Below are 18981 nucleotides of genomic sequence, written 5' to 3' on the forward strand. Positions count from 1 at the left end.
GGGGCGCGGGTGGCGTCGTCCTCTTCTTTTTCAACGCTACGCGTGTTTACTGTCAACATTTTTCCTCCTCGCGGGTTGTCAAGTATCTTACAGATTATAGAACCTTAACGCCTGCTTATGCAGAAACAGGCCAGAGTCATCAGGATATGTCGCCTGATTCACACTGCGCTTATTCCAGGATATTTCCCACCTCACCGTCGTTATTTATGCTTAATAATGATTCGATCCGTGCAGCTTAAATTTACGATAGCGAAACAATTAATGAGGTCACTATGTCCGTGATGGTTATTACCGGCGGAACCGCCGGGGCAGGAAAAGCCACCGCGCTGCGTTTCGCCCGCGCAGGGTATCACGTGGCGCTGATCGCCCGCGATGAAACGGGTCTGCAGGAGACGCAGCAGGCTTGTGAACGTTTCGGCGTCAAAACGCTGGCGATTAGCGCCGATGTCGCCGATGCCGGGGCCGTGCAGCGCGCCGCCGCCGAGGTGGAAGCCACCCTCGGCGCCATAGACGTCTGGATCAATAACGCCATGACCACCGTGCTGGCGCCCTTTCGGCAGATGAGCGACGACGAATTTCGCCGGGTGACGGAGGTGACCTATCTCGGCTATGTCAACGGCACCCGCGCGGCGCTCGAGGTCATGACGCCCCGGGATCGGGGGGTGATTATTCAGGCTGGATCGGCGCTGGCCTGGCGCTCGATCCCCCTGCAGTCGGCCTATTGCGGCGCGAAAGCGGCGATCCGCGGCTTCACCGATGCCGTGCGCACCGAGCTAATGCATGAGAAAAGCCACATCCAGTTGACCATGGTCCAGCTGCCGGGGATGAATACTGCTCAGTTTGGCTGGGCGCGCAACAAAATGGAGCAGGCCATGCAGCCGGTACCGCCGGTCTATCAGCCGGAGGTCGCCGCTGAGGCCATCTACAGCGTGATCCAGCGGCCGGTGAACGAGCTGTGGGTGGGGAAAAGCACCATCCAGTCGATCCTCGGCCAGGTCTTCTTCCCTCGTCTGCTCGATCGGCTGATGGTGAAAAAAGCGTGGGAGGGACAGTTTACCGGCCAGCCGAAGCCGGCAGAGCATCAGGACGACCTGTTCACGCCAGTGCGCGGCAATCATCCCGGACACGGCCCCTTTAACGATGGCGCGCGGCGTAAAGCGGTGACCATCAGCGCCGATCTTCCGGGTAAAGTGGCTGCCGGCGTCGGTGTGGCGGTGGCGACGATGGCCCTGCGGGCGTTGTTCCGCCGACCAGGAAGACGGCGCTAAAGCAGGCTGCGGCTGAACCAGCGGTAACCATAGCCGGAGAGCGCCAGCCGCGCCTTTTCTCCGCCGTATAGCCCGTCCTGGTAGAACTTATCTTCCAGGATCGGGCTCCAGTAACCCTCGGCCAGCGGCGGGAGCTGGACCTCCACTGCCTGCTGGCTGCAGTTCGCCAGCATCAGCACCTCCCGCGATTCGCTGCGATAGCACAAGCCCAGCACCGCGGCTGGCTTCACTGTAATAAGGGTAAAAGGGATGGATCCCGGTTCAGTATATTCCGTGCGCGCCAGCACCATATTGCGTACCCGATGCAGTAGCGACCGGGGGTGGCGCAACGCCGCTTCGACATTGATCCGCTGGTAGCGAAACCGTCCACTGGCCACCGGTTTCACCGGCAAATCATCCGGCGCCGCCCGGGAAAAGCCGCCGTTGGGCGCGCCCGACCACTGCATCGGCGTTCGGACCGCGTAGCGCTCCGGTAAGCGCAGATCGTCGCCCATACCAATCTCGTCGCCATAGCGCATCACCGGCACGCCAGGCAGCGCGAGCAGGATGGCATGGGCCAGCGCGATGCGTCGGGTATCGCCATCCAGCATCGGCGCCAGCCGCCGGCGCACGCCGCGCTGGTAAACGGACATCGATTTATCAGGGGCGAAGGTGCGGATAACCTGGCGTTTGTTGCGTTCGCCAATCCCCTCAAGATCCAGTTCATCATGGTTACGCAGCCAGTTGACGAAGCAGCATCCGTCCGGCGGGGCCACCATTGCCTGCAACGCCTTCACTACCGGGGTGGCGCGCTGCTGCGCCAGGCTGACATAGAGATATTTATTAAGCCAAAAATTGAGCACCATCTGCAGCCGATCGCCGCGGCCGAAATAATGGCGATAATCTTCCACTTCCACGTCCACTTCACCCAACAGTATCGCGTCGGGATTGAGGCGCTGCACGACCTGCCGGAGATGCGTCAACAGCGGGTAGCCCCGCGCCTCGTCGCCCTTCCCGGCCTGCTTCACCAGATGTGACGCCGCATCGAGGCGAAATCCTGACACCCCGGCCTGCAGCCAGAAGGTGATGATGTTTTCAATTTCAGCGATCACCGGCGGATGAGCGAGATTCAGGTCGGGCTCATGGCGATAAAACATATGGCGATAGTATTGTCCGGCCTGGTCGTCCCAGCTCCAGACGCTCTCCTCGACGCCGGGAAACATGGGAGGATCGTCGTTCTCCGGGGGCCGATCGGCCCAAAGATAGTATGGCCGCCACGGCGACCGGGGATCGCGTCGCGCCGCCTGAAACCACGGGTGCTGGGCAGAAGTATGCTGGATAACCAGCTCAACAATCACCCGCAGCCCCAGCTCCCGGGCGCGGGCAATCAGCTCAATCACGTCGGCGATGGTCCCGAAACGGGGATCGGGCTGCAAATGGTCGCTGATATCATAGCCATCATCCTGCAGTGGGGTAAGATAGAAAGGGGTCAGCCAGAGCACCGTCGCCCCCAGGCTACGAATGTAGTGCAGCTTTTGGCGTATACCGGCAAGATCGCCAAACCCATCGCCGTTGGCGTCGTAAAACAGAGCACTGTCAACCTGATAGATGACCGCTCTGTGAAACCACTCTTCCTGTTGCATCACTATCACCTTGCGTTCTGCCCGCCACTGTCAGCGTCCTCAGCGCGCCCTGCTGGTTTTCGTGCGCGTTTTGTCGACTGGCGATACGGGGCCGTGCTCTGCAGGTGGCACCCTGTTCGCCACCGCGTCCACCAGCGCCTGCTGCCTGGCGGTTAATTTCAGCGGAACCGCTTTCTCTGTGGCGAGGATCGCGATGGTGTGGCGCTTAACCATGATTGACTCCGGCGGCTTATTGTCCGGCCTCAACGCCGGGCAGAGAGTTATGCATCAGATATTGTCCGGTCAGCGCCGGCAGATGATGCAGCAGCCAGTCAGCCATCCCTCTCTCTTCGGCAAGGATCCCTTCCAGAGTCGGCATCGCGCTATGGTCCCCCACGCGCTTCGCCGCCGTTAATAAAGCGGTATAGCAGGCGACCTCAAAATGGGCAAAAACGTAGGCGGTGATAATGAGTTTAATGAGCTCATCGCCGGGTAGCATGATGCCGATAGTCTGGCCCAGGGCTGCGACCCGGCTCATCGCATCCTTCAGCGCCGAGCGGGAAATATGGTTGCGGGCGATAAGGTCCTGCAGAGCAGACAGTTGCCGACGAGTTTCATAAAGATGTTGTTCAAGGCGGGTTCGCAGTTGCGGTTCATTATCGAGGCGTCTGATGGTGGCCATAAGCAGTGACTCGGCCTGTTTTTCCATGGCATGGGCATCGCGAAGCCAGTTGTGGTAATTTTCACTATCCGTCATATACACCTCTGATCGTTAATTATTTATTTTGACGGGGAATCTTCATTCTCTTCCGCCGCCTGGTCAGCTCGCGCTGCGCTATATCCGGATAAATGTCCAACAATATTGGCATAAATACTGATGAGAATGACCCACAGGACGCTGTCTTTCCACCAGATTAACGAGGGTATCGCCAGGCCCACCCACATAACGGCGGCCACAAGATGACAGCGCTTAATAAATACCGGCGTCAGTTTCATTTTATTACCTTAGATCTGAACAATATTTAGCAAGCGGATGTGTTGCTACCCGCCCCTGGCGTCCGACGATTGACACCAGGCTTAAAATAGCTTACTTATGCACAGCGATAAAAAGCAGTACTGTTACGTATTGCTCCGAACCGTTATTTACTCACTCTTAGCGCTTCGCCGGCACAATGCCGTTGCGGTAATCAGTATTTAATTGTTAAGATGGCTGTAATTAAATTATTCTGCACCTCTTTTCCCGTCGCGGAGAATAGACAATAGCTGAGGGAAGCGTTTGCAAATAAACAGAAACCTGCGGACCCACAGGCCCACAGGTTTCTTTCCCGACACCGTCATAACGGCGTCACGGGTCATCAGTCATCAGCTGTCGCCGGATTTACGGCCGCCGCCATGGCTGTTCTTACCACCCTTTTTACCGGCTTCGGATGCACGCTCAGGATCATTTTTGAAGTTCCCGCCGCTGTGCTGCCCACCTTTACGCCCGGCTTCGGATGCTTTTTCACGATCTTCTGCAAAATTACCTGAACCGCCTCTATGCTCTGCCATAATTTTCACCTTTGGTTTGATCAATATCGGTTGGTAAATGGAAAATGACCCTGTTACAAATCATCGCCCTCGATATCTAACACTAGAGGAATACCCGCAGGAGTCAAATTAATTTTGGCCATCACCCAGCGCATCGACAAAATAAATTAACCACAGCGAAGCGGCAATAAAAATTAATTTTTACGCAACTCCCTTATTCGCTTTGGGTTATATGTACCTTGTGAACTGTACTGTGGACATTGGTTCACGTTTGTAAACTAATGAAAATAATCTGATGAATAAATGTTTCTACTAATCCCGGGCTGCCACCCTTCCAAAAATTAACACCAAAGAGGTATACCATTATTATCCATGCGTAGCGGATTACCCTATTATTCCCCTTTTCACTTTGTCTCCCTCTCTGCCTTTAAAAAATCTCCGCCGCGCAGCAAATAAAATAGCCAGCCCGCATTAAGTCATGATGGAATAATCCTAATTTAACCCCGGCAATGATAACGCAGCGCTATTTGCTTAAATACGCCGGGGATCAGTCGGTTAAGGAATAACAATGCGTCTTTTAGCGGCCATTCACTGGCCCTGGGTGAGTCATCCGGGGTCTGGCGATGGGGGAACCTGACCTATCCTTACAGCTGGCCCGTTCTGTCTGAAGGAGATGACTATGCAAGATGAAAAACCGCCCATGAAGAAACTACCCACCTCCATGTTGCCAGAAGAGACGGCTCCACGTCCGGAGTTCCCGGAGCAAGAACAGAACCCGCCGGGTCTGGATGCGGAAATGGAGCCGTCACCGGACCATGGGGAAACCAGCTACACCGGCACCGGGCGGCTGGCCGGTAAGAAAGCGCTAATTACCGGCGGCGACTCCGGCATTGGCCGCGCGGTGGCGATCGCCTTTGCCCGCGAAGGGGCCGATGTCGCCATAAGCTATCTGCCGGAGGAGCAAGAGGACGCCGATGAAGTCATCGCTCTGATCAAAGCCGAAGGCCGCACCGCGGTGGCCCTGCCGGGGGATATTCGCTCCGAGTCCTTCTGTCAGTCGCTGGTGGCCGACGCGGTGCAACAGCTGGGTGGCCTGAGCATCCTGGTCAATAACGCCGGACGTCAGCAATATTGTGAGACCCTTGAGGAGCTGACCACTGAAGACTTTGACGCCACCTTTAAGACCAATGTCTACGCGCCGTTCTGGATCACCCGCGCCGCGCTGCCCCATCTCCAGGCCGGGAGCGCGATCATCAACACCACCTCGGTGCAGGCCTATAAACCCAGTCCGATCCTCCTCGATTACGCCCAGACCAAAGCCTGCCTGGCGATCTTCACCAAATCGCTGGCCAAACAGGTGGCAAAACGCGGCATTCGCGTTAACGCCGTAGCCCCCGGCCCTTACTGGACGGTGCTGCAGTCCAGCGGCGGTCAGCCGGACGAGAAAGTGAAACAGTTCGGGAAAGACACGCCGATGGGGCGCCCGGGGCAGCCGGTCGAGATCGCCCCGCTGTACGTCACCCTGGCATCCGATGCCTGCTCATATACCTCCGGCCAGGTGTGGTGCTCTGACGGTGGAGACGGGGTAGTCTAAGCCTCCTGGCAGACCGGCGTGCGGCATCGCGCGCCGGTTTTACCCTCCGTCCCCCGGGGAGCGATATCTGCCCTCTCGCCTCGCCGCCGCAGCGATTTTTCCTCTCCTGCAGCCTACCGGCTGCGTGCTATGATACTCGCCCGCCGCTGTGCGCTAACCCCGGCCCTGACGCCAATCCTGAGGACGACAGATGAGTAACGACATTCCCCTGAAATTTTATGACATCGTGGACGAATACGAGACCGAAGCGGCTGCCCCGGTTAAGGATGAGGAACGCGATGCGCTGGCGCGCTATTTTCAGCTGCTGATTGCGCGATTAACCAACAACGAAGAGATCGATGAAGAAGCGCAGCAGGAGATGGCCCGCGAGGCGGCCATTGACGAACGCCGTATTGACGATATCGCCAACTTCCTTAATCAGTGGGGTAATGAGTAAGGTTGATCCTCGGCTTTCCGGCAGGGCAACCACCCGCCGGCGCTGCCGCTGAAGGCGGCGCCGTTGCTCAGGCATCGGCGAGCGTCTCCCCCAGCCGTCGCTGCAGCTCATCCAGAAACAGCGGCAGCCCATCGGGCTGATAGTCGCGGGAAAGATAGATGCCGTAAACGCTCAGCGCCTTCGGCGTCCAGTCAGGAAGCACCACCTCCAGCGCGCCGCTGGCAATCGCGCTCCGCGCCTCCAGTTCGGGGAGCATCGCGATGCCGCACCCCGCGACCGCCGCCTCCAGCAGTAAGGAAGAGATCCCCGCGCTCAGATTACCGTTCACTGCCACCGACGCCTCCTGACCCTGTGCATCGCTGAATTGCCAGCGCTGGCCGGCAAAATGACTGTATAACAGGCAGTTATGCTGTTGCAGATCGTCAAGGGTCGTCAGCGGACCATGCTGGCGGATCCAGCGCGGCGCAGCGCAGAGTAGCGACCGGCACACGCCGAGGCGGCGAGCGATAGCCCCCGCCTCCGGATTATCGGTAATGCGAATAGCCACGTCGATGCGCTCGCCGATCAGGCTGACCGGATGGTTATTGATATCCAGCTCCAGACGCAACAGCGGATAACGGGCAAGAAAATCCGGCAGTAGCGGGGAGATCAGCTGCATCGCGGTAAAATGCGCGCACGCCACCCGCAGCGTGCCGCTGGGGTCGGCACGCTGGCGTTCGCCGGCGATTTCATCGGCGATCCGCGTCAGGCCGCGGGTCTTGAGCAATACCTTCTCCCCGGCCGGGGTCAGCGTCAGCCGCCGGGTTGAGCGATGGATCAGCCGGGCGCCGGCCCAGCTCTCCATCTGTTCCAGATAGCGGCTGACCATCGGGCGCGACATCCCCAGCGCGCGCGCCGCGGCGCTGAGGCTTCCCAGCTCGCAAATTCGCAGATACACCTGCGCCGCAATTACCCTGTCCATCACGCCCCCTTTATCTGCACGATTTATGAAACTCAGCATCTCTTATTTCAGGAATTCTATCAAATGGCGAAATCCGTACAATGCTACGCATTCCCCTGTCATTGAGAATGAATCATGAAATTATCTGCTCTTGCTATTGCCACCGCCCTGTTCAGCGGCGCGGTCTTCGCGGCGCCGCTGACGCTGCAGACTTACAACCCTCAGGAGAAAGGTCTTTTTGCCGTCAACTCCACCCTCGTTTCCGGCCCGCATGAAGCGGTGCTGTTTGACGCCCAGTTCAGCGTCAAAGACGGCGAAAAGCTGGTAGACATGATCAAGAAAAACGGCAAACCGCTGTCGCGGATTGTGATCACCTCCGGCGATCCTGACTTCTATTTTGGCCTTGAGCCGCTGGTGAAAGCCTTCCCGCAGGCGGAAGTGGTCGCCACGCCGGAAGTGGTTAAACATATTGCAGCCACCAAAGCGGCAAAGCTGGCGTACTGGGGACCACAGATGAAAGACGGTGCGCCGACGCAGGTATACGTCCCGCAGGCGCTGAAAGCCAACAGCTTTACCATCGATGGCGAAAAAGTGACGATTATGCAGCCCCATGACTACGCGGCGTTCGTTTGGATCCGGGCGAACAAAACGATCCTCGGCGGCACCGGCGTGGCCTGGGGCATGCATCTCTGGACCGCCGACACCCAGACGCCGGCCAGTCGACAGCAGTGGCGCACTACGCTGGACCAGATGATTGCTCTGCACCCGCAGCAGGTGATCCCGGGACATTACCTCGGCACGCCGCCGGAGGGTGACAGCGCGGTGCGCTTTACCAAAACCTACCTCCAGCAGTTTGAGCAAGCGCTGAAGACACATAAGGACTCCGCCGGGGTGATCAAGGCAATGGAGACACAGTGGCCAGGGCTGGCGGAAACCAGCTCGCTGGAGCTCAGCGCCAAAGTTAATACCGGCGAGATGAAGTGGTAACGCCGGCGCTGCGCGAGGGAGACTGTTCTTAATCTGGCGCACTGAGGTTGCTATTGCCCTGAAAATGGACCACCCTACCTGTGGCCGCATAAAAAACGTGCGGCCAACTTTGGGTTACATTTCATCCGGTCACCACCGGGTTTGCCCTTGAAACCAGAACAGGATAAAGGAGTCAGAATGAAATCGAACCATCAGGCACGTCATCTTCTCGGTCTGAACTACAAGCTTTCCCAGCAGAAAAAAGTGGTGCTGGAAGGCGATGAAGCAACCACCCTCAACCATATCCATGCTACCGGCCGCAAACGCCGCGGTGGTTAATTTTCAGCCTGAGTGATGATAAACAACACCGTCCTGTTGCCAGGATGGTGTTTTTTTATGGCAATTGACGGCTTGTTTACCCGCTTGAAGACCTTCTGCTCTATACTCTGCCCGCTGCTTTTCCACCCGCCCTTCGCTTATCGCCGCGCCGGGACTGTGGACACGATCAAGGAGTTAGTGCGATGCAATTTACCCATAAGAAAAACCGTTCCCTGTACATCCCCTACGCGGGTCCCGTTCTGCTTGAATTCCCCCTGCTCAACAAGGGCAGCGCCTTCAGTATGGAAGAGCGCAGCAGTTTCAACCTTCTTGGCCTGCTGCCGGAAGTGGTTGAAACCATTGAAGAGCAAGCGGAACGCGCGTGGATCCAGTATCAGGGATTCAAAACAGAAATCGACAAACACATTTACCTGCGTAACATCCAGGACACCAACGAGACCCTTTTCTATCGCCTGATTGGCAACCATCTCGAAGAGATGATGCCGGTTATCTATACCCCGACGGTAGGCGCCGCCTGCGAACGTTTCTCCGAGATTTACCGTCGCGCCCGCGGCGTCTTTATCTCCTACCAGAATCGCCATAATCTTGACGACATTCTGCAGAACGTACCGAACCATAACGTCAAAGTGATTGTGGTGACCGATGGCGAGCGTATCCTCGGCCTCGGCGACCAGGGCATCGGCGGGATGGGGATCCCGATCGGCAAACTGTCGCTGTACACCACTTGCGGCGGCATCAGCCCGGCTTACACCCTGCCCATCGTGCTGGACGTCGGAACAAACAACCAGCAGTTGCTGGACGATCCGCTGTATATGGGCTGGCGCCACCCGCGTATTACCGATGACGAGTACTACCAGTTCGTTGACGACGTGATCCAGGCGATTAAGGCCCGCTGGCCGGACGTGCTGCTGCAGTTTGAAGACTTTGCGCAGAAGAACGCTATGCCGCTGCTCAACCGCTACCGCAATGAGATCTGCTCCTTTAACGACGATATCCAGGGTACCGCGGCGGTGACCGTCGGGACGCTGATCGCCGCCAGCCGCGGCGCCGGCAGTCAGCTTAGCGAACAGAAAATTGTCTTCCTCGGGGCGGGCTCCGCCGGCTGCGGCATCGCCGAGCAAATTATCGCCCAGATCGTCCGCGAAGGACTCAGTGAAGAAGAGGCCCGCCAGCGCGTGTTCATGGTTGACCGCTTTGGCCTGTTAACCGACGGCATGCCTAATCTGCTGCCGTTCCAGAACAAGCTGGTGCAGAAACGCGAACATCTGCAGGGCTGGGATACCACTAACGATGTACTTTCCCTGCTCGACGTGGTGCGCAACGTGAAACCGAACATCCTGATCGGCGTTTCCGGTCAGCCGGGGCTGTTCACGGAAGAGATTATCCGCGAAATGCACAAGCATTGCCCGCGGCCAATCGTGATGCCGCTCTCCAACCCAACGTCACGGGTGGAAGCCACGCCGCAGAATATCCTGAGCTGGACCGACGGCGAGGCGCTGGTCGCCACCGGCAGTCCGTTTGCCCCGGTTACCGTCAAAGGCAAACAGTACCCCATCGCCCAGTGCAACAACTCCTATATCTTCCCGGGCATTGGTCTGGGGGTGATCGCCTCCGGCGCGTCGCGGGTCACCGACGAGATGCTGATGGCCGCCAGCGAAACCCTGGCGAAACACTCGCCGCTGGTGAACAACGGTGAAGGTCCGGTGCTGCCGGAGCTGAAGGATATCCAGACCGTCTCGCGGGCGATCGCCTTCGCGGTCGGTAAGGTGGCTCAGGAGCAGGGCGTGGCGGTGAAAACCTCCGCAGAAGCGCTGCTGCAGTCCATCAGCGATAATTTCTGGCTACCGGAATATCGTAATTACCGCCGCACCTCAATTTAATCGCGCTCACCGGGCCGAACGATCGGCCCGGTTATTAATAGCGTCCGGATAATATTTCCCACCACAGAAACGCCTTTTCCGCCCATATTCATTTATCGTAAAAATAGAAAACGGATAGCATTTGCCGCGCGCCCTCCGCTGTGCAAAATAGTTGTTTCTCACCCCCTCACAACGGAATGTGAAATGCAAAAATTAACCCCTGACGCGAATAAAGCGAAGGCTATTCTGATCCGGATTGTCTTACTCCTCACGGGTAGTATCGCCATCATCGCCGGCCTGTGCCTCTCTGGCGGCGATATGTGGATGCTCACCCCGCGCGCTGAGCAGTATCAGCCCGCTACCGGCGATCTGGTGGATATCGTCATCTATACGCCGAGTAAATTCTTCTTCGCCCTGCTCTACGTGTTATTTCTGACTCTGGTCTGGCTGTTGGCGGTGCGTAATATTCCCTGGCGGCCGATACAGCATCCGCTATTCCCGCTGATGGTACTGATTACCGCCGGGACCTTTATTTTCCTCCATCCGGAGGTCACCCCCGGACGGGATGCCAGTATTCAGTACGGGAAACACAACGTTTATTACACTGCCATTTTCTGGATGAAGACAAATTCTAACCAACGTATCACTCAGCCCTCTAAATATGAGATTTTTGTTGAAGCGAAAGATCCGCGCTGGCCTGTCGACAGGGATAATCTTCATCGCGCCTGGCGCTGTGAAGTGCAGCGGCACAGCCAGTTTTACACCCTGTCATTCAATGAGGGCTGGTTTCCGGACCGCGATCCGCAGGTCATGGCTCGCCAGTGCGCTCCGGTGAGCGATCTTAACGCACTCAGCGACACGGCAATCATGATTGCCCGCCCGATCGCCCCTCTCCCTGGTGAGGTAGCCTAAATGAGCCAGCAAAAAATCGTTCTGCAACCGCTATTACGGGTCTGGTTGGGGCTCTTTAGCGGGCTGCTGCTGGTGAGCGCCATCAGCGCCTTTCACGGCGAGTACTGGTATTTCGGCGATAAGCAGGCGCTTTACGCGGCAAAAGCCGGCGAGGTGTCGGTGCATGAACTCTACACGCCGGCGAAAATCCTCTTCGCTGTTATCGTCAGCCTGATCCCGCCGCTGCTCTGGCTGCTGCTGGTTAACCGTCGGGCGCCGCGGCTGCTGACCCACACTCTCCCACCGGTGTTACTGCTGCTGGCGGGGCTGATGTTCTTCTTCCTGAAGCCCGACCTTATTCCCGGCGGGGAGACCACCGTCTATCGCTACGGCGAGCGGGAGCGCTACTACCAGACGGTCCGCTGGCAGAAACCGGAGCCGGGCGCGTGGCGGGGTACCCGTTCTGAGTACAAAGTGTATATCGAATATCGCGATCCCAAGGGATATCGCAAAGCCGACAATATTAAAAACGCCTATACCTGTGAAACCCACCGGGAGTCTCGCTTTTTTACCTTAACCACCGAGGAAGATTGGTATCCGGATGCGTATCCGAATATTCTCGACGCCCCCTGCCAGGCGATAAAGGATCCCCAGGCGATGACGGAATATACCCGCGACCACGCCCGCTGGTTTCCCATCATGTTCTAGCAAACACATAAGTCCTCTGCGCCAACCCGGCTTCGTAGGCAAAAGTGGCGCCGGCGAAAGCTGGCGGGGACGCCCCCTGCCAGTTTTGTCACTGGCGCGCTTTTCCTTTCCCCACTACACTGCCATCACCCATTCACTAACTGAATATAAAAGGAGGCCCCCCATGCTGTATTGTGAAATGTTTATTGTTTCACATGCCTTAGGCAATGGCGCCAGCTCAAGCGTTATCGGTATCGTGCTGCGATAACTTTGGCTTGAGCGAAGACCCTTCACAGAATCCCTTCTCTCCGGCTTACCGGGTTATCGTCAGCGAGTTTTGACGAGGCATTCGCATGCCTGTAACTCTTGAGTAAGTTGACTATGAGTACATTACTAACTGCCCATGCGCTCCACGTGGAGACGGCTTTTGGGCCGCTGTTTAACACCCTCTCCTTCACCCTGAAGAAAGGCGACCGTATCGGTCTCATTGGCCATAACGGTTGCGGCAAAAGCACCCTGCTGCAGGTGCTGGATGGCACTCTCGCGCCCACCTCGGGCAGCGTCTCGCTCGCCGGTCAGTGTCTGATGGCCCGCGTTGAACAGCATCTGCCGGAGGCGCTGCGTTCGCAGTCACTGCTGCAGGCGGTGCTGGCCCCGTTACCCGCCGACGCCCGGGAAGCACAGCGCTGGCTGGCCGAACGCCTGCTGGCGCAGATGGGCTTCACGCCGGCGGTGATGGCGCAGCAAACCAGCACCCTAAGCGGCGGGCAGCACACGCGCCTGCTGCTGGCCCGGGCGCTGATCCGCCAGCCTGACCTGCTGCTGCTGGATGAGCCCGGCAACCATCTCGATCTGCCCACCCTGTTGTGGCTGGAAAGCTTCCTGCAAACCTGGCAGGGGAGCTTCGTGCTGGTGTCACATGACAACACCTTACTGGATGCTGTAACTAATACCAGTTGGATCCTTCGCGACCAGACGCTGCACAGCTTCGCCTTACCCTGCAGCGCTGCCCGTCAGGCACTGCAGGAGCAGGATGAAAGCGCCGCATTACGTCATAAGGCCGAGCAAAAAGAGATCGACCGGGTCAGCACCAGCGCCCGGCGGCTGGCCACCTGGGGTCGGGTGTATGACAACGAAGATCTCGCCCGCAAAGCCAAACAGATGGAGAAGCAGGTCGCCCGCCTGAAAGACGAGCAGACTGAGCTCAGCGTCGGCCCGCCGTGGCGCCTGGTGTTGCAAGGGGACGCTCTGCCGGCGAACCGCCTGCTGGAGATGGACAGGCTGCCGGTGGCCCCCGCGCCGGGACTGCCGGCCCTGTTTACCACCGGCGTGGCGCGACTGCGCAGCGGAGATCGCGTGGCCATCATGGGGCGCAACGGCGGCGGTAAATCGTCCTTGCTGCGCCTGCTGTGGCAGCAGATGAACGACGCATCGCCTCTTCCGGGGCTGCGTCTGCACCCCCGGCTTCACCCCGGGTATTACGACCAGACGCTGGCGCAGTTGCCGGACGATGCCAGCCTGCTCGACGCCCTGACGCCGTTCGCCCCGTCGGCGGACACCCGGAAACGGGCGCTGATCGCCGCTGGATTTGACTGGGCGAGGCATAGCCAGAAGGTGAGCACCCTCAGCGGCGGTGAGCGGTCGCGACTGCTGTTCGTCGGCCTGTCGCTGGCGCGCTACAGCCTGCTGCTGCTGGATGAACCCACCAACCATCTTGATATGGAGGGCAAAGCGGCGCTGGCGCAGACGCTCCGCGACTACCCCGGCGGCGTGCTGCTGGTTAGTCATGACCGCCAGCTTATTAGCGAAAGCTGTAACCGCTTCTGGCTGATCGACCGCGCCGGGCTAACGGAGTGGCACAGTCTGGAAGAGGTTTATGCCCGTCTGCAGGCGCAGCCCTCCACCCCGACGGTGGCCTACTCACCTCAAGAGCCGTCACTCGCGGCTGATGATGAAGAGGCGCTGCTGGCGCGCCTGATCGCTCTGGAGCAATGGCTGGCGGACGACATGGCCCGTAAGCCGAAACATCAAAAGCCTGCGCTGCAGGCGCAGTGGCGAGAGGAGATCGCCCGGCTGCTTAATCAACTGGGGTAATCTTCGCCCCCCGCCGGCTAAGGCACCCCGCCCTTAGCCGGCGTTGCCTGGCCGGGTAAACTGCTGCTCGGTCATCACCTTTCCCCACTGATCCCCCTGCCATTCGCAGGTTAACGTGAAGCCAAAGGACTCATACAGTTTGCGGGCCGCGTCCAGACCTTTAAACGTCCACAGCTGAACGGCGCTGAACTGACGACTATCGCAGAAAGCCATCGCCTCACTGAGGAGCCGCCTGCCAATGCCGGTTCCCCGACAGCTGTCATCGAGAATGAACCAGCGTAGATGCGCCTGCTGCTGGCCGAGATCCTCGCCATCGATCGCCACCGAACCGACAATCTTCCCCTCGCGCATCGCCAGCCAGATCTGGTTGGCCGGCGAGGAAAGCCGGGTGGCAAATTCCGCCACGCCGCTGGCGACCTTGCCTTCAAAAAAAGCGCCGAAGTCATGGTGCCGGGCGTAATACTCCCCGTGCATCTGGGCTATCCGGCCGATCATCCCCGGCTGATAGCCGGTCACCAGCGAAATCTGCGGGGTCGTATCCGCCAGCGCGATATCCCGACACTGCGCCAGCGCCTGCGCATAGGCCGCCAGTCCGCTGGCGACGGTCCGCTGCTGCGGCTCATCCAGATGGCCTAACGCCTCCACCACCCGGCGGGTAGCCCACGCGTTGATCATCGCCACCGTATCGTGCCCCTTGGCGGTCAGCGCCAGCGATTTAGACCGCGCATCCTCCGCGCAGGGACGTTCCTCCAGCTCCCCGGCCGCCAGCAGACGGGCAACCATCCGGCTGACGCTCGATTTTTCCAGGCCCAGCAAAGTCACCAGCTGGGCGGCGGTCATTGCCCCTCTCACCGACACTTCGAGCAGGGTATGCACCGCCGACGGCGAATAGTGGGTGGCGGCCAGCGTGGTGTTCATAAAACCCAGCTCGCGCACCATTAACCGTGAGGCGGTACGGATCTGTTGGATTAAGGAGGTGTCAGCCATAGCGATGCGTCCAGATCAAGATATAGTTGTATTATACAACCATCTATCGCAGGACGCGTCAAGAGGATAACCCCTCCAGTACGGCTGGGTAGCGTATCGGATGATGGAATGCTGCGGGCGCCGGACTGCGCCCGCGATGAATATTATTGCGGGTTCTTCCCCTTCCAGGCTTCCCAGGCCGATTTGATCTCCTGCTTCGCGGCGGCGGCATCATTAAACCCGGCCAGCTCGACCTTTTTCCGCCCCTCCGGCAGTTCTTTATAGACCCGGAAGAAGGCCTCCAGCCGCTGCTGCTCGATTTTCGGCAGATCGGCGATGGTCTTGATGTCGTCATAGGTGGGATCAATTTTGCTGGCCGGCACGGCGATGATTTTGTCGTCTTTCTCACCGCCGTCTACCATCTTAAGGACGCCGATCGGCCGCAGCTTAATCAGCGTGCCCGGGGCCATTGGCGCGCGGGTGTAAAACACCACGTCCAGCGGGTCGCCATCCCCGGCCAGCGACTGGGTTAATGAACCGTAGTTTGCCGGGTAAGCCACCGGCATCGACTGAAAGCGGTCGGCGATGATAAATCCTGTTTTGGCGTCGGTTTCATACTTAATGATCCCGCCAGCCGGGATCTCGGTAACCGCGTAAAACTCTTCGGGATTGTTTTCCGGCTGCGGGAATTCCAGCACATTGTGAGCCTGTGCGGCGGCGGAAAAAAGCAGACCGGCAGTGAGGAGCGTTTTGACCAGATGCATTGTTGTATCACTCTGTTGTTATAAGAAATTGATGCGCAAAACAATAGTGTTGAGTGATGAAGAAAACATGACCATTCAGTGACGCTATTATTACCTACCAAAATTAGAGGTATTGTCTGAATTTTGTGCTATCGTTGTAGCAAAAAACCACATCCTGTACTAAAGCGCCTTGTTTTTTTCCCCATAGCGTCTAATCCTTATTAGGTAGTATTGCATTAATAAAATTAATCATTCCCCTCACAAGGAGACAGGCATGAAGGCAGCTGTTGTTACCCACGACCATCAGGTTAACGTTACGGAAAAAACGCTGCGCCCGCTGGAATACGGCGAAGCGCTGTTGAAAATGGAATGCTGCGGCGTGTGTCATACTGACCTGCACGTGAAAAACGGCGATTTTGGCGATAAAACCGGCGTTATTCTTGGTCATGAAGGGATCGGGGTAGTACAAAAAGTCGGCCCTGGCGTCACCTCCCTGAAGCCGGGCGATCGCGCCAGCGTGGCGTGGTTCTTCGAAGGCTGCGGCCACTGCGAATACTGTAACAGCGGCAACGAGACGCTGTGCCGCTCGGTGAAAAACGCCGGTTATACCGTCGACGGCGGCATGGCGGAAGAGTGCATCGTCACCGCCAACTACGCGGTTAAAGTCCCGGACGGCCTCGACTCCGCCGCCGCCAGCAGCATCACCTGCGCCGGGGTCACCACCTACAAAGCCGTTAAGGTCTCCCACATCAAACCGGGCCAGTGGATCGCTATCTACGGCCTCGGCGGCCTGGGCAACCTGGCGCTGCAGTATGCCAAGAATGTCTTTAACGCCAAAGTGATCGCCATCGACGTCAACGACGGCCAGCTGGAGCTGGCGGCCTCGATGGGCGCCGATCTGACCATCAACTCGCGCAATGAAGATGCGGCGAAAGTGATTCAGGAAAAAACCGGCGGCGCGCATGCTGCCGTGGTGACCGCGGTGGCTAAAGCGGCCTTTAACTCGGCGGTGGATGCCGTTCGCGCCGGCGGCCGCGTGGTGGCGGTAGGCCTGCCGCCGGAAGCAATGAGCCTCGATATTCCACGTCTGGTGCTCGACGGCATCGAAGTGGTCGGCTCGCTGGTCGGTACCCGTCAGGATCTGGTGGAAGCCTTCCAGTTCGCCGCCGAAGGCAAAGTGGTGCCGAAAGTCACCCTGCGCCCGCTGGAAGATATCAACGCCATTTTTAAAGAGATGGAGCAGGGTCAGATCCGCGGCCGTATGGTTATCGATCTGCGTAGCTAATCGCCAGCGCCTCTCCCGCCCGGGAGAGGCGCTTCCCCTCGCTTCCCGCCGCGAAAAGTAAATGCAATTTCCGCAAATGCTTAGCGCAATTCCTTGGTTCCTTTGTTTTTAGTCGCGCCCGATGATGGCAACACAATAGATAACAAAGGAATTCACCATGCATCGTCATTTTCGCCTGCCCGCGCTGGCCGCGCTGTTTCTTTCCGGCGCCTTTTCCGTCTGGGCCGCCGACACGCCGGTTAAAGGCGGTACCTTAATTTATCTGGAGCAGCAACCGCACACCAATCTCTATCCACCCGCCGGCGGCTTTTATCCAAACGGCGGCATTCTCAATCAGATCACCGACAAGCTGACCTGGCAGAACCCGAAAACGCTGGAGATTGAGCCGTGGATCGCCGAGAGCTGGACCAGTAATGCCGATAAAACCGAGTACACTTTCCACCTGCGCAAAGGGGTCACCTTCTCGGACGGTACGCCGCTGGATGCCGCCGCCGTCGCCAAAAACTTCGACACCTATGGGCTGGGCGATAAAGCCCACCGCCTGCCTGTCTCGGAGGTGATCAATAACTACCAGCGCAGCGAAGTGATCGACCCGCTGACGGTGAAATTTTACTTCAACAAACCGTCGCCGGGCTTTCTGCAAGGGACCGCCACCATCGGCTCCGGTCTGGTGTCCCTCAGCACCCTGCAGCGCAATTTTGAGGAGCTGGGCGATGCCCGGCATATCATCGGCTCCGGTCCCTTTGTGGTGCAGGATGAAAAACCGGGCCGCGAGCTGACGCTGGTGGCGCGCAAGGATTATCAGTGGGGGCCGAAAAACATCGCCCAGCAGGGGCCCGCCAACCTCGACGGCATCACCTATATTGTGACCCCGGAAGACAGCGTGCGCATCGGCGCGCTGCTGGCCGGCCAGGCGGGCTTTATTCGCCAGGTGCAGGCCTACGATGAAAAACAGGCGACCGATCAGGGATTTAAGGTCTACGCCGCCCCTACCCGCGGGGTCAACGACAGCCTGAGCTTCCGCCCGGATAACCCTCTGGTCGCCGACCTGCGGGTGCGCCAGGCCCTGCTCCATGCCACCAACGCCAAACAGGTGGTGGAGACGCTGTTCTCCGCTAACTACCCGCAAGCCACCTCCGTGCTGGCCAGCTCTGCCGCCGGCTATGTCAATCTGAGCGATAAACTGACCTTCGACCAGGCCAAAGCCCGGCATTTGCTGGATGAGGCCGGCTGGAAAGCGGCCGCCGACGGGATTCGCAGCAAAGACGGGCAGCGGCTGGCGCTGACGGTCTATGAGTCGCTCCCGCAGCCGCAGAATAAAGAGGTGCTGCAGCTGATCGCCCAGCAATGGCGCCAGGTGGGAGTCGCGTTAACGGTCAAAGCCGGGGATGCCGGCAGCCGTACGCTTGACAACCTCGACCCGCAGAAAACGCCGCTCACCGTTTCGGAAGTGGGCCGCGCCGATCCGGATGTGGTAAAAAGCATGTTTTTCCCCAACAACCGCGACGCGCTGCTGCAGAAAGGCGGCTCCAGCGATAAAGTACAGCACTTCCGCGATGATAAGCTGAACGATCTGCTGACCGGCATCTCCGCGGCGGTGGAGCCACAGCAGCGTCTGCAGTTAACCGGCGATGCCCAGCGCTATCTGATCGAAAACGCCTATGTGATCCCGATTTTCGAAGAGCCGCAGGTGTTCGCCGGCGCGCCGTGGGTGAAAGGCGTCAGCTTCGAGGCCGTCGGTCGTCCGTCGTTCTACAGCGCCTGGCTGGATAAACATTAAGAGGC

Annotated in this window: 20 protein-coding genes; 11 read left to right on the forward strand and 9 right to left on the reverse strand. The window is 58.5% G+C overall.

The features are described from left to right. Positions 1-272: 272 nt before the first annotated feature. The gene (locus GQR96_RS12670) at positions 273-1268 is read left to right on the forward strand and encodes an SDR family oxidoreductase (protein ID WP_065904322.1); all 996 of its coding nucleotides are present in this window, start codon (positions 273-275) and stop codon (positions 1266-1268) included. Here the strand turns inward: GQR96_RS12670 and GQR96_RS12675 are convergent. From GQR96_RS12675 to GQR96_RS12695, 5 genes are all read right to left on the reverse strand, one after another. Then, positions 1265-2890 carry an alpha-amylase family protein gene (locus GQR96_RS12675; protein ID WP_004202637.1) on the reverse strand — a complete coding sequence of 542 codons (1626 nt, stop codon included), beginning with the start codon at positions 2888-2890 and terminating at the stop codon, positions 1265-1267. The genes GQR96_RS12670 and GQR96_RS12675 overlap by 4 nt on opposite strands. Positions 2891-2929: 39 nt before the next feature. After that, positions 2930-3103: a hypothetical protein gene (locus tag GQR96_RS12680; RefSeq protein WP_017900532.1), complete on the reverse strand. Its 174-nt coding sequence runs from the start codon at positions 3101-3103 to the stop codon at positions 2930-2932. Between the two features lie 16 nt (positions 3104-3119). Next, positions 3120-3626, reverse strand: a complete 507-nt coding sequence (locus tag GQR96_RS12685; RefSeq protein WP_032456113.1) for a ferritin-like domain-containing protein — start codon at positions 3624-3626, stop codon at positions 3120-3122. A gap of 23 nt (positions 3627-3649) precedes the next feature. Next, positions 3650-3865 (reverse strand): hypothetical protein, encoded by a 216-nt coding sequence (locus GQR96_RS12690; protein WP_004202641.1) that lies wholly within the window; start codon positions 3863-3865, stop codon positions 3650-3652. Positions 3866-4231: 366 nt separating this feature from the next. After that, positions 4232-4417: a con-10 family general stress protein gene (locus GQR96_RS12695; protein ID WP_004143718.1), complete on the reverse strand. Its 186-nt coding sequence runs from the start codon at positions 4415-4417 to the stop codon at positions 4232-4234. Positions 4418-5075: 658 nt separating this feature from the next. Between GQR96_RS12695 and GQR96_RS12700 the strand changes: the two genes are divergently transcribed. Together GQR96_RS12700 and GQR96_RS12705 are read left to right on the forward strand one after the other, a co-directional pair. Continuing rightward, entirely contained in the window at positions 5076-5990 is a 915-nt protein-coding gene (locus tag GQR96_RS12700) for an SDR family oxidoreductase (protein ID WP_004202642.1), read from the forward strand. Between the two features lie 190 nt (positions 5991-6180). Then, positions 6181-6426 (forward strand): YmjA family protein, encoded by a 246-nt coding sequence (locus GQR96_RS12705; RefSeq protein WP_004202643.1) that lies wholly within the window; start codon positions 6181-6183, stop codon positions 6424-6426. Between the two features lie 67 nt (positions 6427-6493). Here GQR96_RS12705 and GQR96_RS12710 read toward each other — a convergent pair whose 3' ends face one another. After that, positions 6494-7387 (reverse strand): LysR family transcriptional regulator, encoded by an 894-nt coding sequence (locus tag GQR96_RS12710; protein ID WP_048326356.1) that lies wholly within the window; start codon positions 7385-7387, stop codon positions 6494-6496. 114 nt (positions 7388-7501) lie between these two features. On the opposite strand from GQR96_RS12710, the gene GQR96_RS12715 reads away from it, so the two are divergent. Both GQR96_RS12715 and sra read left to right on the forward strand, forming a co-directional pair. Beyond that, entirely contained in the window at positions 7502-8353 is an 852-nt protein-coding gene (locus GQR96_RS12715) for a Vmh family MBL fold metallo-hydrolase (RefSeq protein ID WP_043519632.1), read from the forward strand. Positions 8354-8530: 177 nt separating this feature from the next. Next, positions 8531-8671 carry a stationary-phase-induced ribosome-associated protein gene (gene sra / locus GQR96_RS12720; protein WP_004202647.1) on the forward strand — a complete coding sequence of 47 codons (141 nt, stop codon included), beginning with the start codon at positions 8531-8533 and terminating at the stop codon, positions 8669-8671. Here the strand turns inward: sra and GQR96_RS12725 are convergent. Continuing rightward, positions 8668-8775 (reverse strand): hypothetical protein, encoded by a 108-nt coding sequence (locus GQR96_RS12725; protein WP_032425875.1) that lies wholly within the window; start codon positions 8773-8775, stop codon positions 8668-8670. The two genes, sra and GQR96_RS12725, sit on opposite strands and share 4 nt — an antisense overlap. A 78-nt stretch (positions 8776-8853) precedes the next feature. Between GQR96_RS12725 and GQR96_RS12730 the strand changes: the two genes are divergently transcribed. From GQR96_RS12730 to GQR96_RS12745, 4 genes are all read left to right on the forward strand, one after another. Beyond that, entirely contained in the window at positions 8854-10551 is a 1698-nt protein-coding gene (locus GQR96_RS12730) for an NAD-dependent malic enzyme (RefSeq protein WP_004202648.1), read from the forward strand. 183 nt (positions 10552-10734) lie between these two features. Beyond that, the gene (locus GQR96_RS12735) at positions 10735-11442 is read left to right on the forward strand and encodes a glycosyl transferase (RefSeq protein WP_065904323.1); all 708 of its coding nucleotides are present in this window, start codon (positions 10735-10737) and stop codon (positions 11440-11442) included. Then, positions 11443-12129: a hypothetical protein gene (locus GQR96_RS12740; RefSeq protein ID WP_062914229.1), complete on the forward strand. Its 687-nt coding sequence runs from the start codon at positions 11443-11445 to the stop codon at positions 12127-12129. It abuts the gene before it with no gap. A 360-nt stretch (positions 12130-12489) separates the two neighbouring features. Continuing rightward, entirely contained in the window at positions 12490-14202 is a 1713-nt protein-coding gene (locus GQR96_RS12745; RefSeq protein ID WP_065904325.1) for an ABC-F family ATP-binding cassette domain-containing protein, read from the forward strand. A gap of 33 nt (positions 14203-14235) precedes the next feature. Here GQR96_RS12745 and GQR96_RS12750 read toward each other — a convergent pair whose 3' ends face one another. Then, positions 14236-15189, reverse strand: coding sequence for a bifunctional helix-turn-helix transcriptional regulator/GNAT family N-acetyltransferase (locus GQR96_RS12750; RefSeq protein WP_064177775.1), 954 nt, complete (start codon positions 15187-15189; stop codon positions 14236-14238). Between the two features lie 143 nt (positions 15190-15332). Then, positions 15333-15932, reverse strand: a complete 600-nt coding sequence (locus tag GQR96_RS12755) for an inorganic diphosphatase (RefSeq protein ID WP_004202655.1) — start codon at positions 15930-15932, stop codon at positions 15333-15335. A gap of 253 nt (positions 15933-16185) precedes the next feature. Here GQR96_RS12755 and adhP point away from each other — a divergent pair, with 253 nt between their 5' ends. Together adhP and GQR96_RS12765 are read left to right on the forward strand one after the other, a co-directional pair. After that, positions 16186-17196 carry an alcohol dehydrogenase AdhP gene (gene adhP / locus GQR96_RS12760; RefSeq protein WP_004202657.1) on the forward strand — a complete coding sequence of 337 codons (1011 nt, stop codon included), beginning with the start codon at positions 16186-16188 and terminating at the stop codon, positions 17194-17196. 157 nt (positions 17197-17353) lie between these two features. Next, positions 17354-18976 carry a TIGR04028 family ABC transporter substrate-binding protein gene (locus tag GQR96_RS12765; protein ID WP_065904327.1) on the forward strand — a complete coding sequence of 541 codons (1623 nt, stop codon included), beginning with the start codon at positions 17354-17356 and terminating at the stop codon, positions 18974-18976. Positions 18977-18981: the final 5 nt, after the last annotated feature.

It is taken from the genome of Klebsiella sp. PCX (genome assembly GCF_021869705.1).
In the GTDB taxonomy this organism is placed as follows: domain Bacteria; phylum Pseudomonadota; class Gammaproteobacteria; order Enterobacterales; family Enterobacteriaceae; genus Klebsiella; species Klebsiella quasipneumoniae.